Origin of the sequence: Micromonospora sp. NBC_01740, from assembly GCF_035920365.1 — a bacterium.
Lineage (GTDB): Bacteria > Actinomycetota > Actinomycetes > Mycobacteriales > Micromonosporaceae > Micromonospora > Micromonospora reichwaldensis.
The window spans coordinates 413904-425659 of record NZ_CP109150.1 but is presented as its reverse complement, the minus strand read 5'-3'; the positions used below and the strand labels follow the sequence as shown (position 1 = coordinate 425659).

General features: G+C 74.0%; 11 protein-coding genes. 6 read left to right on the top strand and 5 right to left on the bottom strand.

Features of this window, described 5'->3' with window-relative positions; translation table 11 throughout:
* Positions 1 to 27 precede the first annotated feature (27 nt).
* Positions 28 to 270: a mycoredoxin gene (locus OG989_RS01855; RefSeq protein WP_151456061.1), complete on the bottom strand. Its 243-nt coding sequence runs from the start codon at positions 268 to 270 to the stop codon at positions 28 to 30.
* Between the two features lie 92 nt (positions 271 to 362).
* Between OG989_RS01855 and OG989_RS01850 the strand changes: the two genes are divergently transcribed.
* The 3 genes from OG989_RS01850 (at position 363) to OG989_RS01840 (ending at position 3404) form a co-directional block, all read left to right on the top strand.
* Positions 363 to 2525: an ATP-dependent DNA helicase UvrD2 gene (locus OG989_RS01850; protein ID WP_151456062.1), complete on the top strand. Its 2163-nt coding sequence runs from the start codon at positions 363 to 365 to the stop codon at positions 2523 to 2525.
* 127 nt (positions 2526 to 2652) lie between these two features.
* Complete coding sequence (locus OG989_RS01845) at positions 2653 to 2910, top strand: hypothetical protein (RefSeq protein ID WP_327029511.1); 258 nt, start codon at positions 2653 to 2655, stop codon at positions 2908 to 2910.
* Between the two features lie 128 nt (positions 2911 to 3038).
* Complete coding sequence (locus OG989_RS01840) at positions 3039 to 3404, top strand: WhiB family transcriptional regulator (protein WP_088998544.1); 366 nt, start codon at positions 3039 to 3041, stop codon at positions 3402 to 3404.
* Between the two features lie 378 nt (positions 3405 to 3782).
* Here the strand turns inward: OG989_RS01840 and OG989_RS01835 are convergent, their stop codons facing one another.
* From OG989_RS01835 to OG989_RS01825, 3 genes are all read right to left on the bottom strand, one after another.
* Positions 3783 to 5150 (bottom strand): ABC1 kinase family protein, encoded by a 1368-nt coding sequence (locus OG989_RS01835; RefSeq protein ID WP_151456064.1) that lies wholly within the window; start codon positions 5148 to 5150, stop codon positions 3783 to 3785.
* A 78-nt stretch (positions 5151 to 5228) separates the two neighbouring features.
* Positions 5229 to 6281 carry a TOMM precursor leader peptide-binding protein gene (locus tag OG989_RS01830; protein WP_327031094.1) on the bottom strand — a complete coding sequence of 351 codons (1053 nt, stop codon included), beginning with the start codon at positions 6279 to 6281 and terminating at the stop codon, positions 5229 to 5231.
* A 219-nt stretch (positions 6282 to 6500) separates the two neighbouring features.
* Positions 6501 to 6668 carry a DUF5679 domain-containing protein gene (locus tag OG989_RS01825; RefSeq protein ID WP_012014940.1) on the bottom strand — a complete coding sequence of 56 codons (168 nt, stop codon included), beginning with the start codon at positions 6666 to 6668 and terminating at the stop codon, positions 6501 to 6503.
* A gap of 547 nt (positions 6669 to 7215) precedes the next feature.
* On the opposite strand from OG989_RS01825, the gene OG989_RS01820 reads away from it, so the two are divergent.
* Both OG989_RS01820 and OG989_RS01815 read left to right on the top strand, forming a co-directional pair.
* On the top strand, positions 7216 to 7746 hold the full coding sequence (locus OG989_RS01820; RefSeq protein WP_132231076.1) for a M48 metallopeptidase family protein: 531 nt from the start codon (positions 7216 to 7218) through the stop codon (positions 7744 to 7746).
* 489 nt (positions 7747 to 8235) lie between these two features.
* On the top strand, positions 8236 to 8850 hold the full coding sequence (locus OG989_RS01815; protein WP_327029510.1) for a hypothetical protein: 615 nt from the start codon (positions 8236 to 8238) through the stop codon (positions 8848 to 8850).
* 393 nt (positions 8851 to 9243) lie between these two features.
* On the opposite strand, the gene OG989_RS01810 is transcribed toward OG989_RS01815, so the two are convergent.
* Entirely contained in the window at positions 9244 to 10482 is a 1239-nt protein-coding gene (locus OG989_RS01810) for a zinc-dependent metalloprotease (RefSeq protein ID WP_132231360.1), read from the bottom strand.
* A gap of 182 nt (positions 10483 to 10664) precedes the next feature.
* Here OG989_RS01810 and OG989_RS01805 point away from each other — a divergent pair, with 182 nt between their 5' ends.
* Complete coding sequence (locus OG989_RS01805; protein WP_151456066.1) at positions 10665 to 11678, top strand: YlbL family protein; 1014 nt, start codon at positions 10665 to 10667, stop codon at positions 11676 to 11678.
* Positions 11679 to 11756: the final 78 nt, after the last annotated feature.

Genomic DNA, 11756 nt, shown 5'->3' with positions numbered 1-11756 from the left:
GCCGCTCGTCGGCGGTGCTGCGTCCGGTCAGGCGTCGATCGTGGCCAGGTGCTGCTTGACCTGGATGATCGAGGGGTTGGTCAGGGCGCTGCCGTCGGCGAAACGCAGCGTCGGGACGGTCTGGTTGCCGCCGTTGACGCTCATCACGAACTCCGCGGCCTTCGCGTCCTGCTCGATGTCGACCACCTCGTAGCCGATGCCCTCCCGGTCGAGCTGCGACTTCAGCCGGTGGCAGTAGCCGCACCAGGGGGTCGAGTACATCGTCAGCATGGTCAGATCCTCCAACGGTCCGCGTGGCGGCTTGCCGATCAAGCCCAGGCTAACCGCTGCAACGTCTGGCGGAGCTGAGACAATTCCTCGCTGTGGTGGTTCACTCAGCATCCGAACGCGTGCTCGCCGGGCTCGACCCCGAGCAGCGCTCGGCGGTGACCGCCCCCGCCGGCCCCGTCTGCATCCTGGCCGGCGCCGGCACCGGCAAGACCCGCGCGGTCACCTCCCGGATCGCCCACCGGGCGCTCTCCGGGGAGATCTCCGCCCGGCACGTGCTCGCGGTGACCTTCACGGCCCGCGCCGCCGCCGAGATGCGCGCCCGGCTCACCGCGCTCGGGGTGGGTGGCGTCCAGGCGCGCACCTTCCACGCGGCGGCGCTGCGCCAGGTGCGCTACTTCGCGCCCCGGCTGCTCCAGGGGCGGGCCATGCCCGAGCTGCTGGACAGCAAGGTCCGGCTGGTCACCCTCGCCGCGGCCAAGGCCGGCCTGCGTACCGACCGGGCGGCCGCCCGGGACCTCGCCGGCGAGATCGAGTGGGCGAAGTCGTCGCTGGTGGAACCGGGGGAATACGTCGTCGCGGCGGCGAAGGCGATGCGGGACACCCCGCACGAGCCGGCCCGCGTCGCCGAGGTCTTCGCGGCGTACGAGCGGCTCAAGCGGTCCAACGGGGTGATCGACTTCGAGGACATGCTGCGCGCCGCGGTCTGGGGCATCGAGGAGCACCGGGACGTCGCCGAGCAGGTCCGCGCCCAGTACCGGCACTTCGTCGTCGACGAGTACCAGGACGTCAACCCCCTCCAGCAGCGGCTGCTCCAGGCGTGGCTGGGCGGGCGGGACGACCTGACCGTGGTCGGCGACGCCAGCCAGACGATCTACTCGTTCACCGGGGCCACCTCGTCGTACCTGGTCGACTTCCCGCGCCGGTACCGGGGCGCGACGGTGGTCCGGCTGGTCCGCGACTACCGCTCCACCCCGCAGGTCGTCGGGCTGGCCAACGCGGTCATCTCCCAGGCGCGGGGCACCGAGGCCCGGCTGCGCCTGGAGCTGGTCGGCCAGCGCCCGCCCGGCCCCGAACCGGAGCTGCGGATCTTCACCGACGAGCCGGCCGAGGCCAACGCGGTGGCTGCCCGCTGCCGCGCCCTGGTCGACGCCGGCACCCCGGCGAAGGAGATCGCCGTGCTGTTCCGGACCAACGCGCAGTCCGAGGCGTACGAGAAGGCGCTGACCGAGGCGCAGGTGCCGTACGTGGTGCAGGGGGCGGAGCGGTTCTTCGAGCGGGCCGAGGTGCGGCAGGCGATGGTCGCCCTGCGGGCCGCCACCCGGTCGATCCCCGGGGAGACCCCGCTGCCCGCCGCCGTGGTGGAGGCGCTCACCGCGGTCGGCTGGGCCCCCGACGCCGCCCCGGCCGGTGGCGCCGCCCGCGAGCGGTGGGAGGCGCTCGCCGCGCTGGTGCAACTCGCCGAGGAGTACGCCGCCACCCCGGAGGTGGTGCCGATCGGGCCCGCCGCCTCGGTCGAGCGCCCCGTCACCCTGGCCGACTTCAACGACGAGCTGGCCCGTCGCGCCGCCGCACAGCACGTGCCGACGGTCGACGGGGTGACCCTGGCCTCGCTGCACTCCGCCAAGGGCCTGGAGTGGGACGCGGTCTTCCTGGTCGGCCTCTCCGAGGGCACCCTGCCCACCACGTACGCCAAGACCGTCGAACAGGTCGAGGAGGAACGCCGGTTGCTCTACGTCGGCGTCACCCGGGCGCGCGAGTGGCTCTGGCTGTCGTACGCCTCGGCCCGCTCGCCGGGCGGGCGGGCCCGGCGGCCCTCGCGGTTCCTGCCGCAGCTCGACCGCTCGGGCGGGACGGAGCGGGCCGGGGCCGCTCCGGCGGCGCGTCGGCCCGAGCGCCGCCGGACCCAGATCGTCTCCTGCCGGATCTGCGGCGCCACCCTGCTCGCGGGGCCGGACCGCAAGCTCGGCCGCTGCCCCACCTGCCCCTCGGACATCGACGAGGAGCTGCACGAACGGCTGCACGAGTGGCGCCAGCGGGTGGCCGGCGGGCAGCGGGTACCGGCCTATGTGGTCTTCACCGACGCCACTCTGGTCGCGCTCGCGGAGCGGCGGCCCGGCCGGGCGGAGGAACTGATCGCCATCGCCGGCATCGGGCCCCGGAAACTCGGCCTCTACGGGGAGGCGGTCCTGGCGCTGGTGGCGGGCGCGGCGGTCGACGACGTCTGCCCGGAGAAAACTTTCGAAATCTCGCCGTAAATTCGTTTGCCCTCGCCCCGTGGCGAGGAATAGCCTCATGACACACCTCGCGAGCGGCGCCATTCGGGCTGCTCACGAGGGGTAGAGACCGTATCGGCACGAGTGAACGTCAGAGGAGGTGGTCCCGATGGAGATCGTCTACATCAACGAGCGTCCGGCGGCGCTGCCCGCTGTCGTCGCTCCGTTGTCGGCTGTCCGGGTGGCCCTCGCCACTGCGCGACCGTCGGTTTCCCAGGTGCACCGTGTCGAGGCTCAGGCCGAGCTGATTCTCGCCACCGCGCCAAACGGAAACCAGGGGACCAGTGGCTTCACGGGCAAGGGCGTCGATGCTGTCAAGCGTTACATGGGCGCCCGCGGAGTTCCACCTCGAGGTAGACCGGTCTGATTCTCAGACACCGGCTCACCTCGAGGCCGCGGAACCCGCTACCGGGATCCGCGGCCTCAGTTTTTTGCCCGCCAAGTACGTCGGAAATGCGATCCACGAGATCGAAGTGAGAGAGAGGTGACCGGGCGATGAGTCTGGCGTTGGCCCCACTCGACGTGAGCGTCGAGGTGGAGGCGAACCTGCCCTGCCGGAAGTTCGACCCCGACCTGTGGTTCTCCGACTCGCCCGCCGAGCTCGAGCTGGCCAAGTCGCTCTGCGGGGACTGCCCGCTGCGCGTCGAGTGCCTGGCCGGGGCGGTGGAGCGGGCCGAGCCCTGGGGCGTCTGGGGCGGCGAGATCTTCGAGCGTGGCGCGGTCGTCCCGCGCAAGCGGCCCCGTGGCCGTCCGCGCAAGGAGGACCTCGCCCGCGACGCGGCGCTCCGGGTCGAGGCCGAGGCACGACTGGCGGCCAGTGGGCTGTCCGAGTCGCGCACCACGGTCCGGCTGGCGGCCTGACATGCACCCGATCCAACCCACCCACGCCGGTGTCACGCCGGCGACGAGAGAGCTGACCACCATGCTGAACGTTCTTGACGGAGTCGCCGAGATGCAACTACTTCACGAAGCGTTGTCCCGGGCTCGAATGCGCCGGCCTCAGGCCGGTCGTACCACCACGAGCACTGAGGCAACCCTTTCCGCCCGTACCGTCGCCATGAACAGCCGCAACCGAGCGGCGCGCGACCTGGGCGTTCTCTAGTACCCCACCGATAGACGAGGGGCGGTGGCCGGAATCCGGCCACCGCCCCTCGTCGCGTTCCCCCGCCCCGTGTCGTCTTCCGCGCGCTGCGCCGTCTTCTTCGCGCCGCGCGCCGCGTCCGGTTGCGCGGCCGTCGTTCAGCCGCCCGCCGAGGGCTGGCCGGCCGACGGGGCGAAGCCGGGCAGCCAGCGCTCCAGGATGCCCCGGTAGGGCGCCTTCGCCTCCAGTTGGCAGAGCACGCCGATCGAGCCGAGCGTCACCCGGTGGATGAGCAGGTACGACGGCGGCAGGTTGAGCTGCCGGCTCAACTGGTACGCGGGGGAGCGGGGGCTGGCCAACCGGGTCGCCTCCGTGCGCAGCCAGGCCCGGGTGAACCGGAACTCCTCGGCGGCGATGGGCTCCAGCATCGGACGGAGGAAGTCGAGTACCGCCTCGGCGTCGATCTCCTCGGTGGAACCGATGAAGCCCTCCGAGCGCAGGCCCGCGACCACCTCATCGGCGTCGCCCCGCAGCGCCAGCGCGGCGATGCGGCCGATCGGCTCGGGCGTGCCCTCCGGCATCCGGGCCACCGCGCCGAAGTCGATCACGCCGAGCCGGCCGTCCGCCAGCAGCCGGAAGTTGCCCGGGTGCGGATCGGCGTGCAACAGCCCGGCCCGCTGCGGCGCGGACAGGTGCAGGATGGCCATCAGCCGGCCGGCCTCGTCGCGCTGCTCCTCCGTGCCCTCGCGGATGATCTCCGCCAGTGGGGTGCCCTCGACCCACTCGGTGACCAGGACCCGGGGCGACGCCGAGACCACCGCCGGGATGTGGATCTCCGGATCGTCCGCGTACGCGGCGGCGAAGGCGCGCTGCGACTCGGCCTCCAGCTCGTAGTCGAGTTCCTCGGTGATCCGTTCCCGCAGCTCCGCCAGGAGCGGCTTGACGTCGAGCCCGGGCTGGATCGCCCGGAACATCCCACCGAGGCGGGAGAGCTGCTTGAGGTCGGCGAGCAGGGCGTCGCCGGCGCCCGGATACTGGATCTTGACAGCCACGTCGCGGGTCTGCGGCGCGCCGGACGGCCCGTAGCCCGGTTCCCGCCACACCGCCCGGTGCACCTGGCCGATGCTGGCCGCGGCGGCGGGGGTGTCGTCGAACTCCACGAACCGGTCCCGCCAGTCCGGGCCGAGCTGCTCGGCGAGCACCTTGTGCACGCTGGCCGCCGGCAGCGGCGGCGCCGCCTCCTGGAGCTTGGTCAGCGCCTGCCGGTAGGGGGCGGCGATCTCCTCGGGCAGGGCGGCCTCGAAGACCGACAGCGCCTGCCCGAACTTCATCGCACCGCCCTTGAGCTGCCCCAACACGCTGAAGAGCTGCTCGGCGGTGCGTTGCTGGATCTCCGCGGAGATCACGTCGGAGGCGAGCCCCGTGACGCGCTTACCCATGCCGAGGACGGTCCGACCGGCGAAGCCGAGCGGCAGAGCGGCGAGCTTGGCGGTCCGGGACACGGCCCGGCGCGGGATGTCGGTCACCCGGCCATTGTTACCGACTCCGGGGGCCCGCGGCTGCTCTGCCGCCGGGCTGGGTGCCCGTCCCCGCCTTCGGGGGCGTCACCGGCGCCGTCGCGAACATCCGCAGGAGGGGTGCGGCGGCCACATCCGGCGGCGGAACCGCCCCGCCCCGGTGATCTCCACCGCGCAGCCCAGGGTCTCCGGGGTGCCCCCGTCGAGCTGCGCCAGCGCCTCGGCCGCCGCGTACGCCCCGGCCGCCAGGAGGGTCGCGGTGGCACACGCCTGCTCGCCCGCGCCCGTGGCGAGCTGGGCGGCCAGCGCCGGCCAGTCCGGGTCCCGGTCCGCCCGGTGCAGGTCGAGGCAGTTCAGGCAGGGGCCGGCGGGCGGGCGGACGAGCGGGCCGACCACGGGCACGCCCTCCCGGAGGCCGAGCAGCAGGTGCGGCTGGCGGCGCTGGGCGTGACCGGCGGCGAGCAGGGCGGCCGGTCGGTCCGTACCGAGCTGGACGACCAGGTCGACCCGGCCCCGCCGGAGCGGGCCCGTGCCCGTGCCGGGGGCGGCCCGCTCGACGGCGTCGCGTACCGCCCGGGCGAGCGGATGGCCGAGCGCGGCGGCCGGGATGCCCGTGCCGACCAGGTCCGCCGGCCGCACCGGCCCGGCCAGGTCCGGGTGCACGTGCCCCACCCCGGCCTGGGCCAGCGCCAGGGCGACCGGGGCGCCGAGGCGGCCGGTGCCGCTGACCACCACCCGGGCGGCCAGCCGCCGGCGCAGCACCTGGGCGGGCGTTCCGGGCAGCCGCGCCGAGGCCAGGGCGAGCGCCTCCGCCTCGGCGGTGAGCCGGGCCCGGGGCGGGCCGGCCAGGTCTTTCGGCAGCAGGGTGTGCGCGGGTACGACCAGGCCCGCGGCCCGCAGCGCGTCGAGCAGGGCGCGGGCCTCGTCGGGGGCCACCTCGGCGGCGACGGCGTGCGCCAGGACCAGCCGTTCGCTACGGGTGCCGTCGAGCAGGTCGAGCAGGCGGGCGGCCCGGGGGTCGGCGATCTCCAGCAGCACGGCGCGGCCCGGCTCGACGCCGAGTTGGAGGGTGTGACGGTCCCGCCAGAGTCTGGTGAGGCCCGGCAGCAGGACGGGACGGGGCAGCGTGGCTCGGCGCATGACACCGATCGTGACCGTGTCCGTGCTCACCGTCGATCGTTGTCCACAGGTGCGCGGTGCCCTGTCCAGGGCTGTCCACAGGAAATGCCGGGATATCCACAACCCGCCGGTAACCATGTCGGCGAGCCGACAGTGCGCGACCGGGTGCGCCGGCGGATGAGGCGCGGTCATGCCGGAGGGGGCGGCCGACGGCCGCCCCCTCCGACGCATCCGTACGGGTCAGACCTTCGCCTTGCCCAGGATGCGGTTCACTGTTGTGCCGCATACCGGACACTTGCCCTTGGCCATGTTCATCCCGGTCTTCGAGACCTCGACGCGGCCCTCGAAGTCCCGCTTCTCCTTGCACTTGACGCAGTAACCGTTGTAGGTCTGGGCCTGGTCGGCCACGGTGCCCTCCTCGTCTCGTCCGCCGGCCGATGCCGTCCCGGCGGGGGTTCCCGGCGGCGGGCCACTCGGGCACCGGCGCTGGGTCGTTCTCCCACGGCCACGCTCGTGACCGCTGGTCCGCGGACCCTACCCAGGTGTGGGCGGTTCCATGTCAGCTGTGCTTCGTCACTGTGAGCAAGTCGACGTCGAGAGTGTGCATGGCGAATTACGTCGGATAAGTCAGTTTGGCGGGGACACGCCGACCGAACCCGGCCAGATGCCCCGTGCGGGGACCCCGAGCTGCGCCTGCCACGGAGATCACCTAACGTGGGGGTGTGCCCGCCGCACCCCGGCGGAGGCCAGCGGTGCGACACCTCCGCACCCGCGGACGGCCGCCACGAAGGGTGACGGCGACGATTCACCGTGGCCCGGCAAAAGATTTTTTGGGACTCCTGCCGACCAATCACCATTTTCCGGGCGGGTGTCGGGGTGTTGACCCTTGCGGACCCCTGGTCAGTACGCATTAGCTTTCCTTCGTGACAGGAATCCGAGGCTGCGCGGCCCGCTGATGGCAGGGGCGCGGAAGCCGGTCGTCGAAGTGCGGCGCAGCCAGCGTCGGCGACGCACGGTGTCCGCGTATCGCGACGGTGAACGGGTCGTCGTCCTCATCCCGGACCAGTTCTCCCGCGCCGAGGAGAGCGAGTGGGTCGACCGGATGCTCGCCCGGCTCGCCGCCCGGGAGGGGCGCCTCGCCCGGTCCGACGCCGAGCTGCTCGCCCGGGCCACCCGGCTGATCAAGCTCTACCTCGCCGAACACGGCGCGCAGGCCGTACCGACGAGCGTCCGCTGGGTCACCAACCAGAACGGCCGGTGGGGATCCTGCACCCCGGACGACGGCACGATCCGCATCTCGCACCGCGTCCAGGGGCTGCCGGACTGGGTGATCGACTACGTGCTCCTGCACGAGCTCGCGCACCTCATCGTGCCCAGTCACAACGCGCGGTTCTGGGCGCTCGTCGCGCGCTACCCGAAGTCCGAGCGGGCGCGCGGCTACCTGGAGGGCGTCGCGGCGGCCTCGGGCACCCCGCTGACCGACTGACCCCGTCAGCGCCGCCGCCGGCCACCCGCCGTCCCGACCTCCGTCAACGCCTGCTGCCCGCGCCGGTTTAATCCGCGCTGTCCGCGCTGCCGCGCCGGCTTCGTCCGCGCTGCCGCGCCGGCTTCGTCCGCGCTGCCGCGCCGGCTTCGTCCGCGCTGCCGCGCCGGCTTCGTCCGCGCTGCCGCGCCGGCTTCGTCCGCGCTGCCGCGCCGGCTTCGTCCGCGCTGCCGCGCCGGCTTCGTCCGCGCTGCCGCGCCGGCTTCGTCCGCGCTGCCGCGCCGGCTTCGTCCGCGCTGCCGCGCCGGCTTCGGGGCGGACGGAGCCGGCGAGATCTTGGTACGCGACGGCCCCTCCAGGGGCACGTTCCTGCCAAGATCTCGACGCGACTCGGGCAGCCGGCTGCTCATGTCGGACGTCGCCGAGCGGGTGGACGCCGCTTCCCCGTGCCCGTGGGTCGTGGCTCGTGGCGTGCCCGGCTAGGGTCGTGGGGTGGCCCGACGTGTGGTGGTGGCGTTGCTCGGACCGGTGACCTGGGCGCCGCCCGGCACCGACCCGGTGGACTGGCGGGCCGCGCTCGCCGAGGACGTGGTCGACCTGCTCGCCACGCTCAACGAGGTGGAGACGGCCGTTGCCGTCACCCCGGCGGACCGGGAGTTGGCCGACGCGGTGGTCTGGCCGGGCACGACCGTGTACGAGGTCCCCGAGGCGACCCCGAACGCCGTCTTCGCCGCTCTCGCCGACACCGGCTACGACCAGGTGGCCGTGATCGCCGGCGACGCGCCTGACGTGCCGGGCCTGACCATCGGCAAGCTGCTGCGCCCACTCACCACCCGGCCGGTCGCGGTCGCCCCGGTCGAGGGCGGTGGACCGGGGCTGCTCGGCGTGGCCACCCGGCTGCCCGTACCGGCGTGGCTGCCGGCGCTGGACCTGGACACCGCGCGACCCACGGCCGTGCGCGCGGCGGCGCCGCGACCCGGCGACCTGGCGGTGACCCCGGCCTGGCGGCGTCTGCGTGGGCCGGGCGACCTGGCGTTCCTCGACCCGGCCGTGGAGGGCTGGGAGACCACCCGCGCCCTGCTCTCCGGCACCGCGCAGCCCCGCTGAGCCGACCGCGGGCCGGAAGCGACTCGCGCTGACCTGCTCCGGACCACGGCCGGGCCCCCGACCCCGCGACGCAGCCCGACCCCGCGACGGCAGCCCGACCCCGCGACGAGGGCCGCGCGCGAAGACGGGCGGCCGCCCGACCTTGCGGCGCGACCCGACCGTGCGACGTGAGCCGCCCGACCCCGCGACGCGGGCTGCCCAACTTCGCGATGTGGCCCGACCTCGCGACGTGGCCCGACCGTGCGACGTGGGCCGACCGTGCGACGTGGGCCGACTCCGCGATGTGGCCCGACCGCGCAACGTGGGCTGCTTGACCGCGGCGAGGGCCGCCCGACCGTGCGATGAGGGCCGCCCGACCCACCAGGGGTCGGGCGGCCCTCGTCGTCGACGCGGTCAGGGGCGGCTGGCGTCGCCGCCCTCGGGGTCGTCGTCCGGGCGCCGCTGCTCCGGCTCGCCCGGGGCCTTCTCCTCCGGGCCGCCCGGCGCGCTGAAGTCGAAGCTCTCCAACTCACCGAGGTCCCACTCGGACATCGCGAAGGCCACGGGGTCGGCGAAGTCGTCGTCGGAGGGGAGCAGGTCGGGGTGGCCCCACAGGGCGTCCCGGCCGGCGATGCCCCGGTGCTCGGTCAGTGCCGCCCAGAGCGCCGCCGCCTCGCGCAGCCGGCGCGGACGCAGCTCCAGGCCGACCAGCGCCGCGAAGGTCTGCTCGGCTGGGCCACCGGCGGCCCGGCGGCGGCGGAACGCCTCGCCGAGGCTCACCACGTTGGGCAGCCGGCCGCTCGCCGCGCTGTCGACCACGTGGCACACCCAGCCCTCGACCAGGGCCAGGGCGGTCTCGAGCCGGGCCAGCGACGCCTTCTGCGCCGGGCTGTCCTCCGGCGTGAAGATGCCCTCCAGCGCGATCGCCTGCATCGACTCCGGGTCGGTCGGGTCGACCCGGCCCATCGCCTCCTCGATCGCCTCCCGGTTGACCCGGATGCCGGCCGCGTACATCTCGACGGCGTTGAGCACGTGCCCGCGCAGCCACGGCACGTGCTGGAAGAGCCGCTGGTGGGCGGCCTCGCGCAGGGCGACGTAGAGGCGCACCTCGTCCTCGGGCAGCTCCAGGCCCTCGCCGTACGCCCGGATGTTGGCCGGGATCAGCGCGGCCGTGCCGGCCGGGCCGAGCGGCAGCCCGATGTCGCCGGCGGAGAGCACCTCCGCGGCGAGCGAGCCGAGTGCCTGGCCGAGCTGGCCGCCGAAGAGCGCGCCACCGAGGGTGGCGACCATCGACTGCATCGGGCCGAGCTGGGCGCGCGCCTCCGGCGGCACCAGGTCGCCCATCGCGCCGACCATCCGGCTGGCGACCGGGTCGCAGAGCTTGCGCCAGACGTCGAGCGTCTTGTAGATCCACTCGTTGCGGTTCCAGGCCAGCGAGGTCTGGATGCCCGAGGGCAGGGCGGAGGCCGGCTCCAGCCACAGGTCCGCGAGCCGCAACGCCTCCTCCACCGCGTTGCGCTCGAAGGGCGACACCGCCGGGTCGCCCGCGGCGGCGAGTTGGCTGGCGGCCACCTGCCGGGCCAGGTCCCAGTTGACCGGCCCGCTGCCCGACGCGGAGAGCAGGTGCTGCAACTGCGACATGAACTGCTGCATCTGCGCGGGATCGTTGGGGTCTGGTGGTTGCCCACCCGGGAGCGCGAAACCGAACGGAATATCAGGCACGACGTCTACGGTACGCGCGCCGCGCCCCAGGTAGCTGCCGCTGGCGTTGCGCTGAGGGCGAAGTCGCGATTCACCCGCCGGAGGCCCCGATCCTGGTCGGTACGCTCTGCCGCATGAGACGTCGCGGCGTGACCGTCCTGCTCGGTGCTCTGCTCACCGCTCTGCTCAGCATCGGCGTGCTCGGCGCGCCCATCCCGTACGTGGTGCTCGGCCCGGGGCCGACGGTCAACACGCTCGGCAAGGAGAACGGCAAGGAGGTCATCCAGGTCACCGGCCGGGAGACGTCCACCTCCGCCGGCCAGCTCCGGCTGACCACGGTCGGGGTACAGCCCTCGGTCAAGCTGCGCTCGGCGATCCAGGGCTGGTTCTCCGACGACGAGGCGGTGGTGCCCCGCGAGCTGGTGTACCCGCCGGGGGAGAGCCGCAAGCAGGTCGAGGAGCGCAACGCGGAGGACTTCCGGGTCTCGCAGACCAGCGCGGAGACCGCGGCGCTGCGGGAGCTGGGCTTCCCGGTGCAGGTGGTGGTCAAGACCGTCGCCGCCGACGGTCCGGCGGCCGGCGTACTCAAGCCCGGCGACGTGCTGACCTCGGTGGACGGGGAACCGGTCCCGTTGGCCACGCGCCTCACGGACCTGATCAGGGCGAAGCCGGCCGGGACCGCGCTGAGGATCGGCTACACCCGCGAGGGCGCCGCCGCGACGGCGGCGGTCACCAGCCGGGAGCAGGACGGGCGACCCCGCATCGGGGTGGAGATCGAGCAGCAGCAGCCGCACCCGTTCACCCTGAGCATCGACCTGGAGGACATCGGCGGGCCGAGCGCCGGCCTGATGTTCGCCCTCGGCATCGTGGACAAGCTGACCCCGGAGGACCTGACCGGCGGGAAGGTCATCGCCGGCACCGGCACGATCGACGACGCCGGCCGGGTCGGGCCGATCGGCGGCATCGCCCAGAAGCTGGTGGGCGCGAAGGAGGCCGGCGCGGTGGCGTTCCTGGTGCCGGCGGCGAACTGCGCCGAGGCCGTACGCAACCCGCAGCCCGGGTTGCCGCTGCTGAAGGTCGGCTCGCTGGACGAGGCACTGACCGCGCTGGAGACGCTGCGCGCCGGGGGTCAGCCGACCCGTTGCTGACTATGGGCGCGGGCGTTCCCGGCGTACGTGACGGGCCCGCACCGGCCGCCCGTCCGTCGACGCCTCCGCCGCGCGGCG

Coding starts and splice junctions, on each gene's coding strand:
- OG989_RS01855 (WP_151456061.1), bottom strand. CDS start 270: ATGCTGACGATGTACTCGACCCCCTGGTGCGGCTACTGCCACCGGCTG.
- OG989_RS01845 (WP_327029511.1), top strand. CDS start 2,653: ATGGAGATCGTCTACATCAACGAGCGTCCGGCGGCGCTGCCCGCTGTC.
- OG989_RS01840 (WP_088998544.1), top strand. CDS start 3,039: ATGAGTCTGGCGTTGGCCCCACTCGACGTGAGCGTCGAGGTGGAGGCG.
- OG989_RS01830 (WP_327031094.1), bottom strand. CDS start 6,281: ATGCGCCGAGCCACGCTGCCCCGTCCCGTCCTGCTGCCGGGCCTCACC.
- OG989_RS01820 (WP_132231076.1), top strand. CDS start 7,216: ATGGCAGGGGCGCGGAAGCCGGTCGTCGAAGTGCGGCGCAGCCAGCGT.
- OG989_RS01810 (WP_132231360.1), bottom strand. CDS start 10,482: ATGCAGCAGTTCATGTCGCAGTTGCAGCACCTGCTCTCCGCGTCGGGC.
- OG989_RS01805 (WP_151456066.1), top strand. CDS start 10,665: ATGAGACGTCGCGGCGTGACCGTCCTGCTCGGTGCTCTGCTCACCGCT.